Source organism: Psychrobacter namhaensis, from assembly GCF_016107545.1.
GTDB lineage: Bacteria > Pseudomonadota > Gammaproteobacteria > Pseudomonadales > Moraxellaceae > Psychrobacter > Psychrobacter namhaensis.
This window is the reverse complement of sequence record NZ_JABASS010000002.1, coordinates 198,878-220,835: the sequence shown is the minus strand read 5'-3', so window position 1 is coordinate 220,835 and position 21,958 is coordinate 198,878. Positions and strand designations below refer to the sequence as shown.

Sequence of the window (21,958 nt, the reverse complement as noted above, 5' to 3'; positions counted from 1 at the left end):
ATTCTTAAGTCAAAGTAACCCTTTTAAAATAAGCCCAAATAGCCCTATTTGGGCTTACTGTTATGATGCTGATCAATGTCGTTATTTAACCCACTAAAAGGCTATGGGTGTATTTTATGTTGGTACAAGTTGCTCTGCCTGTGCCCCTTTATCGGGTGTTTGACTATAGCCTACCGGCAGAAACAAGCGTCTCGCCACATGTGCTGATACCGCAAATTGGTAGCCGCGTCGAGGTATCATTCGGTCGTCAAACCCTGATCGGTATCGTTATTGCTCATATCTCTGAAGCGGATAGTAGCGTTCCCCTCAACAAGCTAAAGCCTATTAATCAATGCTTAGATGCTGAGCCTATTTTAGAGGGCAGTATGCTAAAACTGGCTTTGTGGCTTGCGCGTTATTATCACTACCCACTTGGTGACGTCTTAGCGGTCATCTTGCCAAGCTTGGTTCGTCAAGGCAAACCGCTAGATTTGCTGATTACGCACTGGCGAATTTTGCCACATGTCACTGATGATGACTTTCACGCCAACGCAAAAAAGCAAAAACAGCAATTTGACATGCTAAAACTACATGGCGAACATGGCGCTAGTGAAGATGTACTGCTATTAGAAGGCATGGAGCGCAATTTTTTAAAAACGCTTGAGGACAAAGGCCTGATCGAGCGTTATATTCAACCAAAACAAGCGTCCTCGCCTGTGACGTTAGCAAAAATGCCCCTAGATCTCAATGATGAGCAGCAGCTTGCAGTTAACGCTATTGTTGCTGCTCATGACGCTACACGCTACACGGGGTTTTTATTAAATGGCATTACCGGCAGTGGTAAGACCGAGGTCTATCTACAAGCGATGCAAGCCGTATTAGAAGCTGGCAAGCAAGTGCTGATCTTAGTGCCCGAGATTGGCCTTACACCGCAGACGCGGGCGCGCTTTGCCAGTCGATTTGCCGCCCATATCGTCTTGTTACATTCGGGAATGAACAATACCCATCGCTTACAAGGGTGGCAAGACTGCCGCACTGGACATGCTCAAATCATCATCGGTACACGATCAGCCGTGCTATACCCCTTCGCAGATTTGGGCCTCATCATTGTTGATGAAGCGCATGATGGTTCTTATAAGCAACAAGACACATTGCGCTATCATGCTGCTGATGTCGCCCTTTATCGCGGCTCGCAGTACCGTATTCCTGTCGTGCTGGGTACGGCCACCCCCTCTCTTGAGCATTTAAAGTTAGTCGATGACGGCAAACTCGTTGAGTACCAACTACTTACTCGTCCTGGTAATGCTAAGCCTGCATCCATGCAGCTCATTGACGCCCGTCTACAAAGCACCCATCAACAAACCACGAATGATGGCACACGCTATGACACAGGACTGACAGATGCGCTAATCGGAGCAATACGGCAAACGCTCGAGGCAGGTGACCAAGTATTAATTTTCTTAAACCGTCGCGGCTATGCGCCTGTTTTATTATGCGAAGCGTGCGGTTGGCAGGCAGATTGTCCGCGCTGTGATGCTCATCTAACGGTACACTACAACAGCCAAACGCAGCGTCGCCACTACGCAAACAACGCCTATTTAAAATGCCACCATTGCGACTGGCAAGCCTATATTCCGACTGTTTGCCCTGATTGCGGCAGTCAAAATTTAGACGCTAAAGGGATGGGCACCACAAGACTGAGTGAAAACTTACACGCGATTTTTGCCAACCCGCAAACCAGTAAGGTGCTTTACCCCATAATTCAAATCGATCGCGATACGACAAGGCGTAAAGACAGCTGGGAAAACATTTATCAGCGTATCAATGAAGGCAAGCCTGCGATATTGGTCGGCACGCAAATGGTTGCCAAAGGTCATCACTTTCCCAATGTCACCCTCGTCTGCCTACCCAATGCCGATCGTGGATTTTTATCCGCAGACTTTCGCTCGCCCGAGCATACCGCCCAGCTGATGATTCAGGTGGCAGGCCGCGCGGGCCGCGGTGACAAGGCCGGACGCGTGCTGATTCAAACCTTGCAACCTGACAACGAGCTGTTACTAAAACTGGTCAAAGATGGCTATTTATCCTTTGCTCGTGAGTTGCTGCAAGAACGCAAAATGATGGGCTTACCCCCGCATAGTCATGCCGCGCTGATACGCTGTGAAGGCAAAACGCTTGCGGCCACCACGCAAGCGCTCAAAGATGCGATTGCCATTTTACCAAACGCCCATAAACTGGCCGTACTGGGGCCTATCGATGCGCCTATGAGTAAAAAGAACAGCCGCTACCATGTACAGCTACTGCTCTTAGGCAAAGATCGTCGCCACTTACATCATGTACTCAGCCAATGGTGGCAACCCGTACTTGCCCTGCCAAGCGCTAAATACCTCAAGCTTACTTTGGATATTGACCCTGTGGGTTGGTAGTTAAAGCACTGTAAAGTAATCATCGGGCGCCGCGGTGTTATTTTTACTTCGGGGTAACAGTTTCTCATACTCGACTGTGTTAAATTTATAACAGCTGTTTGGCCTGCTTGATTAGCAGATAGCTTCCGTGTGCCGTACAAGTATGGATTATTTAATGTAACGTCAGAAACTTGAGTGTTGTTATGAAATCAGAAAATTCAAACCCGAGGCAAAATAATCCTGCTCATCAGGGTGCTACTGATACGCACACACATCAAGATAGTGAGTACCCTAACTATACGCATGCAGGGCAAGACAATCATGATCACGATGCCCATTTAGAACAGACAACAGCCCCGAGAGACACTAAAGGCTATCAACGAACGTTACTGATTAGCTTTCTTATCATTACTGGCTACATGTTTATCGAAGCCATCGGTGGCTGGCTCACAGGCAGCTTGGCGCTATTATCAGATGCCGGTCACATGCTAAGCGATGCGATAGCCCTTGGTGCCACCCTAATGGCGTTTAAGATTGGCGAAAAATCAGCCACTCACCAAAAGACCTTTGGTTATAAGCGCTTTGAGATTTTAGTCGCTACCTTAAATGGTGCTACGCTGGTTATCATCGCTCTAATGATTTTTTATGAAGCGATCAAACGTTTCAATTCACCCCCTGAAATTGCTACGCAAGGTATGCTGATCGTTGCGACTATCGGTATGTTGGTCAACATTTTGGTGGCGTGGTTCATGCATCGAGGTAGCCGCAGTAGTAACGCTCACGGGCACAGTCATGGGACAAATGATAGCCAGTCAGCTGACAATAAAGAGCCGGTTAATCTCAACATGCAGAGTGCTTACTTGCACGTATTGAGTGATTTACTAGGGTCAGTCGCCGCTATCATCGCAGCCTTACTGATGATGGGATTTGGTTGGGTATGGGCGGATGCGGTAGCCTCGGTAGTGGTTGCCATCCTGATATTAGTGAGCGGTTACCGTGTGGTCCGTGACTCAGTGCACATCTTAATGGAAGGCACGCCTGCTCATATATCGTTAGTCGATGTCGAACAAAAACTGCTTACTCACCCTCAGGTAAATGCCGTCCACGACCTTCATGTTTGGAGCATTACTAGCGGCTTAAACGCCTTATCTTGTCACATCGTGGTCGATGGCGACATGAGTATTCATAAATCAAGCGTGTTGATTGCCAGTCTAGAACAAAGCTTACTCGATCTTGGTATCCATCACGCCACCATTCAGGTCGAAAGCTTGTCGCACCCACAAACCGAAACACATAGTGATGCCTTAGTTTGTGATATCTCAAAGCAGCCCGCTGACAGTAACAAACACATAGGGCACAATCACTAAGCCATAAAAAAAACGAAAATTAAGCGAGATTATGTGGTTATAATAAAGACTGATTAGTAATAACAAGCAATCAAGCGGAACGTCGTTTGACTTAAGCCACCACATTTATTAGCATTTTTACCTATCTATTGATGATGTATCACTATGTCTAAACGCTCAGCGCCCTTTGTCGCCCCAGATCATATCGAAGACCCTACGTCAAAGGATGGCAAAAAACACGCCAAAGTTTTGCTCTCAACGCTGCAAGAAGACATTGCCAGCTTTCGTAATGAACAGTTTCCGCCGGATATTTTGCGGCAAATTCGTGACATGCCGATTTATGAAGGTAACTTAGCCGAGGTCCAAGCTTATCAACAGCGCTGGCAGCCTTTGCTGGCGCGTGCACTGGCTTTTTATCCGGCTGCCAATCTACCACCTGACTATCTGCCGCTACCTGCCAGCCTTGAGATTCCGCAGTTTATTTATCATGTGCAACGCTTGCATCTGACCAAGACTCGTGCCAAAGAATCCAAAAGCTTTGGCTCGGTAGGCGCACTTACTGATAAATGTGGTGATTACACGGTTGATGAAGTTGCCCGTATGGCAGCCGTGTTTGATAGTGATGATGAAGCGCGTCTGGTCGCGCACCGTGAATTTATTGATTTACGTGCTTATGTTTTTTGCCGTGATAGTAAAGGCGAGATGCTAGAGCCTGAACGGGTGCGCTTTTATCGTACTGGCCTGATTGTCCATGCCTTGCCTGACTTTAAAATCGTAGACAGTCGGCAGACTCCGCGTAAGCGTCGTAATGATGCGTATAACAACCCAATCGCAGACAACGGCATTTGGAAAATTTACCGCAAAAAATAGTTTACGTCGTCGCCATATCGTTTTTGCTACCACCGCTTTATATTGCTCACTTGATTGCCACCATTAAGGATACAAGATGTTCGCTGCCGCCGCCGGCTCACCAAACTTAATGTTACAAGCTACGATTTTCTTGGGGGCAGCATTACTTTTTGTACCCTTGGGCAAACGCTTTGGGATTGCAACTGTGTTGGGCTATCTCATCACAGGGCTTATATTGGGCCCAAGTGGCTTAGATGTAGCGGGCGATGCAGAGAGCTTACTGCACTTTTCTGAATTTGGCGTGGTCATGCTGTTGTTTATCATCGGGCTTGAGCTACAGCCTTCACGGCTTTGGGCATTACGGCGCTCGATATTCGTCCTTGGTGGCCTCCAAGTTGGTCTTACCGGCGCCTTATTGATGTGGCTGTTAATACAGTTTTTTACTTTACCACTAGATACCGCTTTTATTGTCGGCTTCGGTCTTGCCCTCTCTTCTACTGCTTTTGTGCTCCAAATACTGACCGAAAAACAGCAGCTTTCAAGCACCCACGGCCGAGAAGCATTTACGATTTTATTGTTCCAAGATATCGCAGTTATCCCCCTTCTAGCGGTCATTCCATTCCTATCGGGGGTGCGTGAACAAAGCTACGATTTAATTTACTTTGGTAAGGTTTTTGCTGTTTTTGCCGGCCTAATTTTTGCTAGTCGTTATATTATCCGGCCGTTTTTTAAATTTGTCGCGTCAAGTGGGGCATCTGAATTATTGACTGCCGTGGCACTGTTTATCGTCATGGGTGTGTCTATTTTGATGGGCCAAATTGGTCTGTCGATGGCGCTAGGGGCATTTTTGACAGGCGTGTTGCTGGCCGATTCTGAGTATCGCCATGAGTTAGAAGCCAGTATCGAGCCTTTTAAAGGGTTGCTACTAGGGTTGTTCTTTATGTCGGTCGGTATGCTGACCGATGTCAAACTCATTTTGGCACAACCTCTCTTTATTATTGGCTGTGCAATGGCATTGATGTTTATCAAATTTGGTGTCATCGCGGCGATTGCAAAAATATCTGGCAATCGCTGGCCGACCAGTATCAGACTAGGCGTCACGCTAGCCCAAGGCGGTGAATTTGCCTTTGTCTTATTCAGTGTCGCGACCGCCCAAAATGTCTTACGACCCGAGCTGGCAAACACGCTTAACCTTATCGTAACCATCTCGATGGCACTCACACCACTGGCATTTTTATTGTTAGAAAAAGTGGGTGAGCCTTTATTTGCCAAAAGCAAACCAAGCCGCGAATACGATACCATTCCAGATCATGAACATCAGGTCATTATTGCCGGTTTTGGCCGCGTCGGACAAATCATCGGGCGTGTGCTGCGTATGCATAATATCGAGTTTACCGCCATTGAGCGCTCAGCAAATCGCGTCGATTTTGTCCGTAAGTTTGGTAATCAAGTCTATTATGGTGATCCCAAAAACCCAGAAATATTACGCGCCGCGGGTATTAAAAAAGCCCGTGTGTTCATTCTCGCTATTGATGATTTAGAGCGTTCTATCACAACGGCGCAGTACTTGCGTAAAAACTATCCTGAGATGATTGTGTTAGCGCGCGCGCGTGACCGCCAGCACTATTACCGTTTACGTGAGGTTGGGGTACGTCACATCTGGCGTGAGACATATTTGTCTTCTTTAGACATGTCGCGAGAGTCCCTACAGCTGCTGGGTATCTCACCCGAAAAAGCGCGCGAAACGGTACAAACATTCCGCGACTACGATGATGACTTGATAGAACGTCAGCAAGCTATTTATGACGATGAAGCCAGCATGATCGAATCAGCACAGTCAGCAATGGCAGAGCTTGAGAGTTTGTTTGATGAAGATATCGATAAAGCTCGAAAGATGGATTTGAGCGATTTTTATGATGCCCTAAAAAGCCAAGCGACACCCGTTGATGATAAAGAGGACATCGCCACTGATTCTAAAAACTCACTGTAATGGCTAGGGCGTGTCCTCATTGCAGCTTTCCGGTGCTAGCTTTTTATTCAGTGAACTCATGCAGTCCCAGCTATCACCCTCTGGTAGATGATAAAAGACGAGTGTCTGATCATTGAGGTAGCGTATAGGAAATTTGACGTTTCGTATCGTGGCAATCACCGCACAGTCGGTTTCTGATACGCCAGCCGCTTTGTTATCGATCTCAATGCGTATCTGCTGAGTCTCGGTATTAAGCGGCAGATTCACTGGACACCGTCCTGTTTTCTGATACATCAGTGCCACACGGTTTTGTGTCGTTTTGGCGACATCATAGGTGTCAAACAATACCTCATTGGCTTTTGGCTTAGCGATAATAGGTAAAAACTGCACCTTGATGACCATTAAAGCAAAGGCAAAAAAACCAAATCCTAACGCCAACCCAAATAAACTCACCCCACCCTCTCGGCGTAAATGCGCTTGTTGCGCGGCCTCATCTCGCGGATAGTCATTGATAGCGTCAGCAATCTCACGCCTTGCCATTCGATAATAATAAGCGTCCGTCCAGCGAGCCACCATAAATGACCAAAATAGCCAAATAATGGCAGCAATGCCTATACGTGTCGCCATCTGGTACGCATCAGGAATGTAAGACATCGCCACAAACTCAAACGCCACCAATACAATAGCCACGTTAAGCTGGATAAAAGACCATCCTGCCACACTATAGACAATGGCATCCATGTAACGTTTACGATATAGCAGCCAAGGAAAGGTAATAAAAAATGCGGCCCAGTGCCATTTTGGCGACAGATAACCTTGCTGATCGAATTGCTCAAAGCGTTTAAGATAGTAACGCTGGCTACGATGGCCAATAAACCACTTGTCTAGCTGTTGGCGCTTCGTAGGCGTTAGCTGTTCTTGATAAAACGGTGGCGGCGAATCCGTCTCGATAAATAGCATGGCAGTACACTCTGTTGGACTCAAAAATGACTCTATCAACGACTATTATATGATAATGTCAAAACCTGTGTATAGCATAGAGCAACCATGGAAGTCAGCCGAAAGCCTGCTAAAACAAGATTGTACGTTCACAGTTGTACTGATTTGACTTATAATGAACCAACCTCACCCACCTAACGAAGCCTTATTAATCCTATGAGTCAACATCCTGATATCAACGATAACATCACTAGTAGTAATACAACTGATGAGCAAGCCCTTAATAGCACTGAGCAACATAGCGATATCGACAGCAGTGCCGATAGTGAAACAGAGCCAGCCACTGACAAACACCTACGTATTGTCAACACGTTTATGAAGCGGCGTACGCACATGAATAAAAACGCTGAACTGGCACTGACTGCGCCAGAGTTTGCCGATTATCTGGTCAATAACAGTTTCGGTGACGGCAACCTCGATGGTATTGATAACTTGCGTTCACTATTTACCGACAGCCCCAACGGCAGTGAAGCGCCGCTCACGCTAGAGATTGGTTTTGGACTGGGTGATTCATTCATCGAGATGGCAGCAGCCGAACCGACCCGTAATTTCGTTGGCGTCGAAGTACATGAGCCTGGCATTGGTAAATGCGCGTATATGGCAGGTACTCAAGGTTTGACCAATGTCAAAATCATCAACGGTGATGCCATTCAGTTGCTCAAACAATTGCCAGAAAATCATATCGATCGTATTCAACTGTACTTCCCTGATCCATGGCAAAAGAAACGTCATTACAAACGCCGTTTCGTCAGTCCTGAACGCATGACCATTGTCACTCGTAGCTTAAAACAAGGCGGCTGGTTCCATACCGCCACTGACTGGGAGCACTACGCTTTTTGGATGGTTGACGTTTTAGATAACTTTGCCGGATTAACCAATCAAGCGGGCGCGGGCAATTTCACTGACCGTCCTGACTTTCGTCCAATGACCAAGTTCGAGCGTCGTGGTTTAGAGCGTGGACATGGGGTTTGGGATTTAATCTATATTAAAGATTAACGCGAACGGCTTATTCTCAATAGATTTTCACTCTAGCGGCTAAATTATCTAGCCGCTTTTTTGTACTTGTTCGCCCGCTCTCTACTAAATTACATAAGATTATTGCCTCATTTCTTGGCCATATCCCTTAAACCACCGAGCATAAGAATATTTAGGGAGAAAAATTCATAAAAATGTCATATGTGAAACATCACGACTAGCAGTCCATATATCGATAAAAATACATTTGCATTCGTATAAAAAAATATTATAGACTTATTGCCCTATGTTAATTATCTGCGCAAACATTGGTACTATAAGGGATTCATGAGTTCTCCCCATAAGCTGTGGATAACCCTGTGTATAAGTCACCCCTTGACAGAGACATCCCTAGATAACATAAAGGACAAGGTAAAATCGTTCATTTTTTATACAATTAAAAAATCATTAAAAATCAAAAACTTAAACCCAGCGTTTACTCATAAAAAATTATTTTAAATATTTTTAAAAAAAATTTTATAGTCAATAATGTTTCACAACAGGGAAATCTGAGCGTTTTACTTGCTGTGGACAACTCATAAAACTATTGACAAACTACCCCATTTTCCTGTCCAAAAATTCTATTTTCTTGTCAGTCCTCTCAAAAATTACAGACCAAAAATTACCCTTAAATCATGCGACAGTTATTGTCGTTTAGCGTAGTCTGACCCTCTATGTAATCCTTGGATTTTGTTATAATTGCCTTATCTAACCAGTAGCGCTACCGATCTGCGTTAAAAGTTAATGCGCATAATGTGACGCAACCCATACTATGGCCGCTACTTTTTATGAACTTATTTTTACTTTTCTCATGATTTAATTTTACTGTATAGTAGAGTGATACATCAGATACGACTGACGACATCACCACTATTACCTCCTATTTATTCTAGCTAGACGCTGGTCGCCTCTTATTGTCTAAGTAGCAATCAGCCCTATTGAACCATCATTTTGAATAGTACGTATATTTTATTGATAGCATCAAAATTGATAGTTTCACATTCATTATTGCAAACAAGGAATCCAGTATGGACGACAATAAAGCCAAAGCCCTCAAAGCGGCATTAGGTCAAATTGAAAAACAGTTTGGTAAAAATACCATTATGCAACTAGGTGACGACTCAGCCATTCTTGATGCTGATGTGGTCTCAACAGGCTCTCTTGGTCTCGATATTGCGCTTGGTATCGGCGGTCTGCCTAAAGGGCGTATCGTTGAAATCTATGGTCCTGAAAGCTCAGGTAAAACCACCATGACATTGCAAGCCATTGCCGAATGTCAAAAACAAGGGGGCACTTGTGCCTTTATTGATGCTGAGCATGCCCTCGATCCTGTTTATGCACGCAAGCTTGGCGTGAATACTGACGATTTGTTGCTCTCCCAGCCTGATAATGGTGAACAAGCGCTTGAAATCACTGACATGCTAGTACGCTCAGGAGCGATCGATATGATCGTTATTGACTCGGTTGCCGCCTTGACACCGCGTGCCGAGATTGAAGGCGAGATGGGCGACTCGCATATGGGCCTACAAGCACGTCTTATGAGCCAAGCACTCCGTAAAATCACTGGTAACGCCAAGCGCTCTAACTGTATGGTGGTCTTTATTAACCAAATCCGTATGAAAATTGGTGTGATGTTCGGTAGCCCTGAGACGACGACAGGTGGTAATGCACTCAAATTCTATGCCTCAGTACGTATGGACATCCGCCGTATCGGTGCGGTCAAAAACGGTGATGAAATCATCGGTAACCAAACCCGTGTCAAAGTCATTAAAAACAAAATGGCCCCGCCATTCCGTCAAGCTGAGTTTGAGATTACTTACGGTGAAGGAACCAATCACTTAGCCGAAGTCATTGATTTGGGTGTCGAGATTGGTGCGGTCGGAAAAGCGGGCTCTTGGTACAGCTATGGTGACGAAAAAATCGGTCAAGGTAAAGCCAATTCTGTGTTGTTCTTAAAAGAGAACCCTGCCATTGCTAAAGAGATCGAAGACAAAATTCGTGCCGAAAAGCTTGGGGTGAAAAACGACAGTAAAGCCGCAGACAGTGACAAAGCTAATGAAGCCAACGAAGAATTGGTCTCTGACCCTGTACAATAATGGTTTCATCATTAATTGTTAACAGTTCCCATGGTTTATAATGAACATTAAAACCTTAGCTGACATACTCGCTGAATCGGACACCGACTCAGCGAGTACTCCTCGTACCCCGCAAAAAAAGCCTTCTCACTCCTCTAGATCTGTTAAACGTACCGATAAAGACCAACCCATACAGACAGCTAAAGCGAGTAAGCGCTCAATCCATTCGGACAAAAAGCCATCTTTGCCCAGCGATTCTAGTTTTGATGTAGACACTATCGAGACACCCTCCTCGACGGATCAAAAACCCTCCAAATCCAAAAGACGTAAAAAACACTTTCATCCAGCGGCTAACTTTACCCCTGAGCCTAGCGATGCGCCTACTTATCAGCCACCTAAAGCACAGAGCATCAAAGAGATGCTGGCAGAAGTTAAGCATAATGTTCATGGCAATAACGACGATAGTGCCGCCACTACTGACGACCAGCCATATGTAGACAGCTCGCAACACCTACCTGCGCTAACAGCGACTGATGATCGTGCAGCGGACAACCAAACCGACAATCTACCAGCTGCACTAAAAGCCTACTTGCGCACACCCGAACAACGACAGGCCGATATTGATGCCATCAAAGCTGAAAGCCGTTTGCGTTGGTTGGCTTTTTATTATTTGTCGCGCCGTGAGTATGGTAAGGCTGAGCTTAAACAAAAACTGATCGATAAAGAACAAGATCCAGAAAAGGTAGATGCTCTGCTCGATGAGTTTGCAGAAAAAGGCTATCAAAGTGATTACCGTACCACACTGATGCTAATACGTGAAAATATTCGTAAAGGTCGTGGACGCGGACGTATCAAGCAAGAATTTTATCGTAAGAAAATCGCTATGCCAGGCAATATCGATGAGCTCATTGATCTGGCAAATGCAGAGTCTGATGAGTTTAGCGAATTTGTAGAGGATAGCGCGGATACGCCGGTTGACGGGGTCGATTGGCTAAAACTGGCTGTCATAGCGCGTACCAAAAAGTACGGTGCTGACATTCCTACTGAGCAAAAAGACAAAGCACGCCAGCTACGGTTTTTGCAATATAGAGGGTTTAAGACCGATATCTGCTTTGCTGCGCTCAACTATACCTTAGAGACGTTAGATGAGCGCTTTTAGCGGATTGTCTTTAAACTTTTTTATTTTCAGTTATTTAGGGCGTGGTTCTTTATTAATAATAGCCGAGTACTTTCCACCAAATCAAACCGGCACCGATCCAAATAACTAGGTTGACCACACTCATAATCGCACCAATACTCCACCATTCTTTTAACGTCACATAGCCAGAGTTAAAGATAACCGGCGCAGTACCAGTCGCATAATGAGTCAGCGTCATCATAATATTACCTGCTGCGGCCAAAATGAGCGCATACAACATCGGCGGTGCCCCTAAAGTTAGCCCTACTGCATAAAAGGCGGCGAACAGTGCTGTGATATGGGCAGTGGTACTCGCGAAAAAGTAATGTATGTATAAGTATACTAAGGTCAAGATCGTCACCGCCCCTATCCAACCTACGCCAGTTGTGCCAATCAAAGATTCAATATTACCTGAGAACCAGCTGATCAAGCCGAGCTCGTTAAGATAAGCCGCCATCATAATGAGCGCACCAAACCAGACAATGGTATCCCATGCCGATTTCTCTTTTAGAATATCTTCCCAAGTCAGGACGCCAGTCAGTATCAAGGTCGTCAAGCCGATAAAAGCCGTTGTAGTCGCGTCAACGCTATACGGCTCACCTAAAATCAATGCAGGTATGTTCGCCCATAACAGCAGCATTAGACCAAATACACCAAGCATGATTTTTTCTTGAGTATTTATTTGACCCATTTCTGCTAAATTGTCTTTTGCAAAACCTTTGGCATCAGGTGTTACTTTGACATCAGGTGGATAGATCATATAAATGACTAATGGCATAACAACCAGACACAGCATACCTGGCACAAACATCGCCACCGCCCACGTCGTCCATGACAACTGAATGTCACCACCTGTGATTTTATTAACTAAGTCCACGACTAAAGGGTTGGGGGCAGTAGCAGTAATAAACATGCCAGAGGTAATGGGATTGGCGTGGTAGTTAACCATCGCCAAATAGCGACCCATTTTGTTTTGAGTGCCCTCCTCTGGCGTTGAATGAAAGCTGTGCGCAATGGAATTCATAATGGGATGAATAATCCCACCCCCACGAGCCGTATTAGAAGGCGTAATGGGTGCTATCATCAACTCAGCTGCTGTCAAAGAGTAAGCCACGCCAATGGTTTTTTTGCCAAAAATAGAGATAAAATAATAAGCAATACGTCGACCTAAGCCAGTCTTTATCAAGCCACGCGATATCATAACCGCGATACCAATTAGCCAAATCAGTGGACTTGAGTAGCTTGATAATGCGTCGCTAATGGCTTGTTTTGGGCTATCACTTGTCACGCCTGTGAGCGCCACGAGTGTGACTGCAATGATAGCGATCGCACCAATGGGTAGCACTTTACCGATGATGGCGACAATGGTACCAATGAACAATGCCAACATATGCCACGCGTCAGGTGTAACGCCAGTAGGAACGGGAATAACAAACCATATAATCAAACCAACTAAGATGGCAATAGCTGCTTGAATAGGTTTAAATGGCATGAGGAAATATCCTTAAAATGTGTTTTTACCCTCAGACAGTTATATTTTACAAACTACCCTTAAAGGTACAAACGTTATAAAACGGCGTTGGATCAATCATACTGAGTGAATAGTACAACCATCTTATAAGATTTATATAACCGTTTTACTATTGTTCACCATTTTTAACATATCTTTTTAGATAATAAGGTAGATAGGCAGCAATAATGCTGTGGAAATGGCTCTGCTGTATTGGCAATAAAAAAAGAGCACGTCATCAGACGCACTCTTTTTAACGAATTTTCGGGCATACAGGCGCTTTTTAAAATAAAAAGTTATTTTAACGTATTTAGTCGACTAGACAACTGACCCATGATCTGGTCAATCTCTGCATTGGCCTCTCTCTCATTATCTAAGTTGCCATTCGGTGTGAGCTGATTCATGACTTCAGGCAGCAGTTCAGCCAGCCCCTGACGCACCTCTGCCTCATTCGCACCCGTGTGAGCAGCAACTTGCTGAATCTCACTGTCATCAAACAAACGACTGACCTCATTTGGATCAAGGTTATCATTATCTTCTTGGTTACTCATCCAAGAGCGGGCTTGTTTTTCATAACCCATGCCAGTAATCTTGGATAACGCTCCGCTGAGGCCGCCGTTACGTTTGATCCAGCTTAATACCATGGGCATAAGGGCCGCGATTAGCATGCCTTTACCACCACCAAATCCGCCTCTCGTGCGTTGACCACCCAGTACACCGCCTAAGATATCTCCTAAGCCACCAGCGCCTGAGCTTACACCGCCGCGTTGATTGCCGCCAGCGAGACCACCTATAATATCGTCTAGACCAAAACCACTATCGGGTTGGCGATCATACTGTCTTGGATTGTAGCCCCCTGCTTGACTGCCGCCGCCTAACACACTACCCAATACATCTCCAAGACCACCAGTCCGACGTGGGGTGGTACGTTGGTTCACCGGGTTACGCTGTGCGTCTTCTGGATCCATGGCACTACGCGCAACTTGGCTCACCAAACTTCCTAATAAACTCATAACTCACTCCTTTTTTTGTCATATTGTTGTTTATTGTCATCAGCCACTGTTTCTTTCTAACCACACTGATCACTAATCAGCACATGATGAAAAAGACGGTTGGCTGATACGCTTTATCGTTATCTTGCAATATAACAAATCTCTATAACCACCGAGATAGGTGTTTTGTTATGACATGTAGGCATGCGTAAGCTTATAAAGGCAATCGACTATCGGAAAACAGTCGGTGTTTACCCTGTTTTATCAGCGCTCACACTGGCTAAAACATTCAGTTCTCTCCACTGATCAGCACCCACTTGATCGCGAAACACTGTCACTGATAAAGGCCGCCTATAAGGTTCTACTATAGTAAATTCAAAGTTCATCGCCCACTGATAGCGATGCACATTGATTAATTGTGCCTGCCATAGCTCATCACCACGTCCAGTACGCATCAGCAGTTGCCACTGTCTGTCGACACGCTGACTAAGCGGTGGCTGACTAAAGTGCAACAGTATCGGTTGTGAGAGTGTCAGATAGATAGTCACAGCGGCAGCGACTATTAAGATGACCACATACTGCCACAGAACTAAAGCAGCAAGCCATGCAAGTACAACCATAACGCTGGTTAACCCAATATACAGCACTAAACGTAAGTAGCTGGCCGGCTGGATAGCCGTATCAATACGCAACGGGGCTGTTGAAGTCATATATGAGCACCAAAGAAAACGTTAACCATTACATTACGTCAAATCTTTGGTATGACGCCACGTTTTAATTTTATTGACCAACGTCCATATTGCCTCATCTTCTGGACGATTTTGATTGGTAAAATAATCCAATAAATCAGGATCTTCATGAGTCAGCATTTGCGCAAACGTTTCTTGCTCGGCAGGGTCTGCTGTTAGATACAGCTCTTTGACATAAGGGTCGATATAAAAATCCAACTCCTTTAGTCCGCGACGCGCCTGATAAATAATGCGGCGCTGCTCATTGGTAGGTTCAGGCTGAGTGGTATTCATAGAGAGATTCTCGTTCATTTAGAGGGATTCTGTTAGTGTATTTACTGCGGTTGTGAAAACTGATCTTAGTTTTGGATCGGGCTGATACATAGTGATAGCATGAGACAGCAACCTCAAGTGCCAAGCACCGCAAAGCGCTACTAACGACCGTGATAGGTAGATAACTGATGCCACAACGCCACTGCTTGCTGCATCATCGCCACGTTATGGGTACGAATGATACTGGCCCCCTGCTGTAGCGCAAATATGCCAGCAGCAGTCCCGACTGCATCGCGCTCTACTGCTTGAGTGTTAGCGACTGCTTTTACGTCACTTTTACTAAGCACTTCCGCTAAAAAACGCTTACGTGAAATACCAAACATCATTGGTAAACCAAGTACTTTTAACTGTTCAAGTTGACTTAACAAGGCACAATGGTGGTCATAGTTTTTGGCAAAACCAAAGCCTGGGTCAATGATGATTTTCTCCTGCTTGACCCCAAGACTCGTTACCTCCTGAATACGCGCCAAAAGCTCTGTCGTCACGTCACTAACCACCTCATCATACTGCGCAAGATCGTTCATCGTCGTTGGCTCACCGCGCATATGCATGAGCATCACAGGTATATCAAGCTCAGCCGCTACTGCTGTCGCGCCCTCACGTTTTAGGGCACGTACATCGTTCCAAATGTCAGCTCCCGCCTCAAAAGCTGCCTGCATCACGGCTGGATTACTGGTATCAATAGACAACCAGATATCATTCCCGCACTGCTGCCTGATTGCTTGAACCACGGGTACGACACGCTGTATCTCATCATTAGTGGCCACAGTATCCGCATTTGGACGAGTAGATTCGCCGCCAATATCAATAATACTAGCGCCTTCTTCTATCATTTTTTGACAGTGCGTCACCGCCTTATCTACGGCATTAAACTGTCCGCCATCCGAGAAAGAATCTGGCGTTACATTCAAAATACCCATAACATGCGGCGACGATAAATCTAAGGTTTTGTCACGACTTACTATCTTGTAAGGGGGTAAAGGTTGAAACAAGGACATAATCCATTCATCACAAGTAAATTTTTAAGAAATTTCGGTTTGTTACTATTTTACCTATGATACCAGTAAATCCTACTCTGTCCTAAACCCTTCATAAATGAGACCCATAAAAAAAGCCCTTTATTAAAAAGGGCTTTTTCTATCAACTATCGATTCATTACATCGCTGGTAACGGGGGCGGTGTTGAACCAGACGTCTTGATATCATTTTTTGATAAATTTACTTCGTTATGCTGATAAACTCTTGGTGGCCGAGGATCTTCACCTGCTAGGATATCTTGCAGTTGATCTCGATCAATGGTTTCCCACTTCATCAAAGCATCAACCATCGCATGCATTTTTTCTTGATTGCCTTCGATCAATTCACGTGCAATATCATACTGCTCTTCTAGCATACGGCGTACTTCTTCATCGACCTTTTGTTGAGTGGCTTCTGAAATCGTACGGCTACTAGAACCAAAGTAACCTTGTGAGCTGTCGTCATCCTCATACACCATGATACCAAGCGCATCTGACATCCCATATTTAGTGACCATTGCGCGTGCCATTTTAGTCGCACGTTCAAAGTCATTAGAGGCACCCGTTGACATTTGGTTGATAAAGACCTCTTCAGCAATACGACCGCCGAACAAAATAGCGATATCGCTCAGCATTTTTGTCTTATACATGCTTGTTTGGTCGTGTTCTGGCAGCTGCCAGGTGACACCAAGGGCAAAACCACGAGGCATAATCGTAACTTTATGCACAGGATCTGTACCCGGTAGCAGCTCAGCAACTAAGGCATGACCAGCTTCATGATAAGCGGTTGCACGGCGCTCTTCTTCGCGTATCACCATAGATTTACGCTCAGGACCCATATACAGCTTATCTTTCGCATCTTCAAAGTCATTCATATCAACGCTAGTCTTGTTACGACGGGCAGCAAACAGCGCCGCTTCGTTGACCAAGTTAGCAAGCTGGGCACCACTAAAGCCAGGCGTACCACGGGCAAGAGAGCCTGCATCGACAGCAATGGTATTTGGCAGTTTTTTCAAATGCACTTTTAAGATCTGCTCGCGACCTTTGATATCTGGTAAACCCACTTGTACCTGACGGTCAAAACGACCTGGACGTAACAACGCCTTATCAAGCACATCAGCACGGTTGGTGGCAGCAATAACGATCACCCCTTCATTGCCTTCAAAACCATCCATTTCCACCAACAACTGGTTTAAGGTCTGTTCGCGCTCATCATTACCGCCGCCCATACCAGAACCACGATGACGTCCAACCGCATCAATCTCATCAATAAAGATAATACAAGGCGCGCTTTTCTTCGCTTGTTCAAACATGTCACGGACACGTGAAGCACCGACACCAACGAACATCTCAACAAAGTCAGAACCTGAGATCGAGAAGAAAGGCACCTTAGCTTCACCCGCAATGGCTCTTGCCAATAGCGTTTTACCTGTACCAGGCGGACCGACCATCAAGATACCACGAGGAATCGTTGCCCCAAGTTTGGTAAACTTATCTGGGTCGCGCAAGAAATCGACCACTTCGACCACTTCTTCTTTGGCTTCTTCACAGCCTGCCACATCTTCAAAATTGACGTTGATTTGATCTTCAGTCAGCATTTTGGCTTTTGATTTACCAAAGCTCATAGGGCCGCCGCCTTTACCGCCAGCACCACCTTGCATATTACGCATAAAGAATAAAAACAAACCAATAATCAAGAGTATTGGGAAACTGGCTATCAGTAATTGCATCAATACGCTTTGACGCTTTGGTGCAGTCCCTTGGACTTCGACTTGGTTCTCACGCAGCATTGGCATCAGCTCATCATCTGACACAGCTGGTCTAATGGTCTCAAAAGAGGAGCCATTTTTCTTCTCGCCGGTGATCTGCTCGCCATCGATTTCAACACTGGCTACTTGGTTTTCTGACACAGCGGTCACAAACTCAGAGTAGTTAAGGCTATCCGGCTCAGATGACTGATCAAAGCCGCTAAACACCAGCACTAAAACGCCGATTACCACCAGCCACAATAAGGTATTTTTTACCATGTCGCTCACTAGTTATTCCCATCCCTTACTTATTGGTGTGTTTACTAAACACGTGACGTCTATAAACGCATTGCTCATCTTACTAAATATCCTGATATCAAAACTTCTGACGCAGGCTTGTACAACAAAAATGTTGCAATAGATCTAACTTAATAAAAAACGAGCACATTAAGCGTTTATTATCAGACGACTTTGCCTAAAACGTATGCTTAAAACAAAGTTAATATACCATGATATGTGGTGCTGACCTGCATAATTCAAGCAAGTTTCGCTTTTATTCAGTTAACGATTGTAGCGCTTTTCATTTTCTAATTAGGGTACTGTATGGTGGTTCAATATTGCACTTACAAGACCAGTAACTCATTGATGTTAAAACTATTTAATAGCAATCCAAAACATCTCTTTCGAACGTGGCCGTGATGCGCCAGGTTTAATACTACGAATTTTACTAAAATCATGCTGCATCTGCTTGCGTAATTCTTGCGTACCTTCCCCTTGAAACACTTTCATAATAAGCGCGCCACCTTCTGGTAAGGTTGCCAAAGCAAAGTCCACTGCCAGCTCGCACAAGTACATCATGCGTGGCTGATCGATAGCGCTATTGCCCGCCGTATTGGGTGCCATGTCGGAGAGCACCACATCGACTTGTCTGTCGCCAACCTCAGCCATAATCAACTCAAACACTTCTGTTTCGCGAAAATCGCCTTGAATAAAGGTGACATCGGCAAGCGCATCCATAGGTAAGATATCAGAAGCAATCAAAATCCCTTTTTCACCCACCAATTGGCTGGCTACTTGCGACCAACTACCGGGAGCGCTGCCTAAATCTACGACCGTCATGCCTTTTTTGATAAGATTGATTTTTTCATTAATTTCTAATAGCTTATAAGCCGCACGAGCACGGTAGCCGTCTTTTTGGGCCTTTTGCACATAATGATCGTCAATGTGCTCTTTCATCCAAGCACTACTGCTTTTTGACAATTTTTTGTTTTCAATACGCGTGGCCAAAATACCTGCTCCTCTCACTTTGCAAAACACGAATACACACCTGTTAAATCACTACTACACTTTAGAAATATTTTCCGTATGAGGGCGATTCTTGTAGATAGGTGTTCAATCAGGCTATTAATTTGTTTTATGGTCTTAAACTGACCAAATCTATTGGTTAAAACACTGTTTTATAAGACAGTAGCGTTTATAATGTGACTAAACATTCAGTTTAACATTTTCATCACGTAAAATCGTGCAAAATCCTGCTGATCTCATGCAAGATGACCACAGATTATCTATAATGGTCATTAACTGCTCTCAATAGCACTGTCTTTTATTTTTATCAACACTTAGGAATTCTATGGAACTCGATAACGCTACAATTAAACGCCTAAGAGGCATTGGTCACGAGCTAAAACCGATTGTCATGATTGGCAACAAAGGCGTGACCCCAACCATCATTGAGGAGATTGATCGTGCTTTATCAGATCATGAACTCATCAAAGTGAAGCTGCCTGCTGGCACAAAAGAAGAGCGTGATGTCATCGGTGCTGAGCTTGCTGCTGCTGCAAATGCGTCTTTGGTTCATTCTATTGGCCGCATGGCACTCTTGCTGCGTCAAAACCCAAACGCCAATCCAAAGCTGTCTAACTTAGCACGTCACGCGCAGTAGTTCGTAGTGGCAAGCGTATTGTTAATCACGGTAGCTGCTTATATCACAAGCAAATAGTGATGATAAAACCTAAAAGCCGCGATGCAACTTGCTCGCGGCTTTTATATTGCCTACTGGTCATGGACTGCCTTGTTTTGTGGCAGTGAGTCACATGACAAGTAACCTTTTCTCTCGTTATTGTTATCTTTGAGTCTTATCCGCTTATGAGTCAAATCTTTCCCCTCTGCATCGCCACTGAGACGATAGGCAGCGATGCCCAACAGCTTGGGTCATCCATAGAGGACTTAAAACGTATCTGTGTTCGGGTCAGTGCTCATGTTGTGCGACAGCCCGCGTTACATTTACAGCTAACCTATCACATCACCCTACCAAGCCAGTCTTTGGCCAATCAACTCAACTGGCCGATATGGCAAGCTGCACAAGTCGGCTTTTTTGATTACCTATGGGAAGACACCTGCCTTGAGTGCTTTATCGCGGGTAGCTTACTGGGCAACGAGGGCGTTGCTTGTGCTGCCAGTTCAGAGTCTTACATTGAAATGAATACCAGCCCAGATGGACGTTATGCCCTTTATCAGTTTGAGCGCTATCGTCACCCTGCGGCCTTACCGCCAACACCTTTGTATCAAGCAGATGGCCACACGCTTGCACGTATTGATTGGATTGACAACGTTGAGTTGCCTTTATATAGCGAACCATCAACCGTCTCTAAACTTGTAAGCTACAAGCGACGTATTGGTCTGCCTTTGACCCAACTACCCAATCAACAGTACGCTATCGCAAATACTGTGATTGAGCACATACATCCTTGCGTAATCTTGAGATTTGGTAAGACGACTTTGTTTTTTGCCCCAAGCCATGCCTCGCCGCCTGACTTTCATAATCGCCAGCATTGGTCAAAATTTGAGCTATAGCCCCATGGTGTGACATATCTGTGCTAAATAACGACCAAAGCCAAGCACATGAACCAATCAAAGCCCTTTTTTTGATGAAATCTCAACATCTAGCACACAAAAAAAACCAGTAACGTCATAAAGAGCATTACTGGGTTTGGAGAAAACTGTTCGCTTAGTTTTTCTAACGGATGTTTATTTATCCGCCATTGCAAGGTAGATACCACGGTCTGAGGCATCATCTACGTACTGCGAGTCACGCCACGTGGTGTAACTATGTACCCCACTGTACGGGCTAATGCTGTTTTGACGGAAGTCAGATACCCAGCCATTACCGTCAAAGATTTGAATGTGACCATGTGGACGGTTTGAGCTACGATCATAGACCACAACGTCACCCACTTGAGGGGCCATATCATTACTAATTTTAGTAAAGCCTGCTTGGGCAAGAGTGCCGCGCGAGGCGTACTGATAAGCTGAAGGATTAGGAGTAAACTCGTAACCGGCTGATTGGAGCGCTTTACGGACGTAGCGGGCACAGTAGCCAGAGCTTCTAGAGAGCGCCACTCGTGATGCACGTGCTGCTGCAATAGCAGGCGCAGAGTTACTATCAGGCACACGGCTGGCTTGCTGCTGACGCTGCTCATAAGATAAGCGACTGGTTAGTGACGCAAGCTGATATTCTTTTTGCTTGGCGTGGGCGCTTAAATTGTCAATGGCTTGACTGATCTCATCGTTACTATACACATGAGCGCCACTGTTGGTGCTATAGATGTTGCGACTAGAACCGTAGTTCGCAGAAGTAGAAATATTTGTGATGGTATGACTCAAGGTATTATTTGGTTGTAAAGTCGTTTCGGCAGCACCACTCGTCTGTGCGATACCCATTCCCAATACTGACAAAATTAATAAAGCTTGTTTCATAAATTTACTACCTATTGTTAATACAAGAGCGCTCGTCATCCATGACAAAGCATCAATTAATTT

General features: G+C 45.1%; 18 protein-coding genes. 9 read left to right on the top strand and 9 right to left on the bottom strand.

The genetic code is table 11. From position 1 onward, the window contains the following. Positions 1-116: 116 nt before the first annotated feature. The 4 genes from JFC06_RS02860 (at position 117) to JFC06_RS02845 (ending at position 6,569) form a co-directional block, all read left to right on the top strand. Positions 117-2,405: a primosomal protein N' gene (locus JFC06_RS02860; protein WP_198333898.1), complete on the top strand. Its 2,289-nt coding sequence runs from the start codon at positions 117-119 to the stop codon at positions 2,403-2,405. A gap of 182 nt (positions 2,406-2,587) precedes the next feature. Continuing rightward, complete coding sequence (locus JFC06_RS02855; protein ID WP_198333897.1) at positions 2,588-3,751, top strand: cation diffusion facilitator family transporter; 1,164 nt, start codon at positions 2,588-2,590, stop codon at positions 3,749-3,751. Positions 3,752-3,895: 144 nt separating this feature from the next. Beyond that, the gene (locus JFC06_RS02850; protein WP_193004763.1) at positions 3,896-4,600 is read left to right on the top strand and encodes a hypothetical protein; all 705 of its coding nucleotides are present in this window, start codon (positions 3,896-3,898) and stop codon (positions 4,598-4,600) included. A gap of 76 nt (positions 4,601-4,676) precedes the next feature. Then, positions 4,677-6,569, top strand: coding sequence for a monovalent cation:proton antiporter-2 (CPA2) family protein (locus JFC06_RS02845; protein WP_193004764.1), 1,893 nt, complete (start codon positions 4,677-4,679; stop codon positions 6,567-6,569). Positions 6,570-6,572: 3 nt separating this feature from the next. On the opposite strand, the gene JFC06_RS02840 is transcribed toward JFC06_RS02845, so the two are convergent. Continuing rightward, positions 6,573-7,508 (bottom strand): DUF2628 domain-containing protein, encoded by a 936-nt coding sequence (locus JFC06_RS02840; RefSeq protein ID WP_193004782.1) that lies wholly within the window; start codon positions 7,506-7,508, stop codon positions 6,573-6,575. Between the two features lie 225 nt (positions 7,509-7,733). Here JFC06_RS02840 and trmB point away from each other — a divergent pair, with 225 nt between their 5' ends. The 3 genes from trmB to JFC06_RS02825 all read left to right on the top strand — a co-directional run bounded on the left by trmB (position 7,734) and on the right by JFC06_RS02825 (position 11,795). Then, complete coding sequence (trmB, locus tag JFC06_RS02835) at positions 7,734-8,543, top strand: tRNA (guanosine(46)-N7)-methyltransferase TrmB (RefSeq protein ID WP_404814985.1); 810 nt, start codon at positions 7,734-7,736, stop codon at positions 8,541-8,543. 1,046 nt (positions 8,544-9,589) lie between these two features. Then, the gene (recA, locus tag JFC06_RS02830) at positions 9,590-10,657 is read left to right on the top strand and encodes a recombinase RecA (protein ID WP_193004766.1); all 1,068 of its coding nucleotides are present in this window, start codon (positions 9,590-9,592) and stop codon (positions 10,655-10,657) included. Between the two features lie 40 nt (positions 10,658-10,697). After that, entirely contained in the window at positions 10,698-11,795 is a 1,098-nt protein-coding gene (locus tag JFC06_RS02825; protein WP_193004767.1) for a regulatory protein RecX, read from the top strand. 52 nt (positions 11,796-11,847) lie between these two features. On the opposite strand, the gene JFC06_RS02820 is transcribed toward JFC06_RS02825, so the two are convergent. From JFC06_RS02820 to JFC06_RS02790, 7 genes are all read right to left on the bottom strand, one after another. Then, entirely contained in the window at positions 11,848-13,305 is a 1,458-nt protein-coding gene (locus tag JFC06_RS02820) for an anion permease (protein WP_193004768.1), read from the bottom strand. A gap of 314 nt (positions 13,306-13,619) precedes the next feature. Next, positions 13,620-14,336: a YidB family protein gene (locus JFC06_RS02815; protein ID WP_193004769.1), complete on the bottom strand. Its 717-nt coding sequence runs from the start codon at positions 14,334-14,336 to the stop codon at positions 13,620-13,622. Between the two features lie 230 nt (positions 14,337-14,566). Continuing rightward, positions 14,567-15,025, bottom strand: coding sequence for a hypothetical protein (locus tag JFC06_RS02810; RefSeq protein ID WP_198333896.1), 459 nt, complete (start codon positions 15,023-15,025; stop codon positions 14,567-14,569). A 33-nt stretch (positions 15,026-15,058) separates the two neighbouring features. Then, a complete protein-coding gene (locus JFC06_RS02805) occupies positions 15,059-15,337 on the bottom strand; it encodes an FAD assembly factor SdhE (RefSeq protein ID WP_193004771.1) in 279 nt (92 codons plus the stop codon). 140 nt (positions 15,338-15,477) lie between these two features. Continuing rightward, entirely contained in the window at positions 15,478-16,374 is an 897-nt protein-coding gene (folP, locus tag JFC06_RS02800; protein ID WP_198333895.1) for a dihydropteroate synthase, read from the bottom strand. A 157-nt stretch (positions 16,375-16,531) separates the two neighbouring features. Continuing rightward, complete coding sequence (ftsH, locus tag JFC06_RS02795) at positions 16,532-18,427, bottom strand: ATP-dependent zinc metalloprotease FtsH (RefSeq protein ID WP_286740686.1); 1,896 nt, start codon at positions 18,425-18,427, stop codon at positions 16,532-16,534. A 366-nt stretch (positions 18,428-18,793) separates the two neighbouring features. Next, positions 18,794-19,426 carry an RlmE family RNA methyltransferase gene (locus tag JFC06_RS02790; protein ID WP_198333894.1) on the bottom strand — a complete coding sequence of 211 codons (633 nt, stop codon included), beginning with the start codon at positions 19,424-19,426 and terminating at the stop codon, positions 18,794-18,796. Between the two features lie 343 nt (positions 19,427-19,769). On the opposite strand from JFC06_RS02790, the gene JFC06_RS02785 reads away from it, so the two are divergent. After that, the gene (locus JFC06_RS02785) at positions 19,770-20,081 is read left to right on the top strand and encodes a YhbY family RNA-binding protein (RefSeq protein WP_193004775.1); all 312 of its coding nucleotides are present in this window, start codon (positions 19,770-19,772) and stop codon (positions 20,079-20,081) included. 203 nt (positions 20,082-20,284) lie between these two features. Next, positions 20,285-20,992 (top strand): DOMON domain-containing protein, encoded by a 708-nt coding sequence (locus JFC06_RS02780; protein WP_198333893.1) that lies wholly within the window; start codon positions 20,285-20,287, stop codon positions 20,990-20,992. Positions 20,993-21,166: 174 nt separating this feature from the next. Here the strand turns inward: JFC06_RS02780 and JFC06_RS02775 are convergent, their stop codons facing one another. Beyond that, the gene (locus JFC06_RS02775; protein ID WP_193004777.1) at positions 21,167-21,895 is read right to left on the bottom strand and encodes a CHAP domain-containing protein; all 729 of its coding nucleotides are present in this window, start codon (positions 21,893-21,895) and stop codon (positions 21,167-21,169) included. Positions 21,896-21,958: the final 63 nt, after the last annotated feature.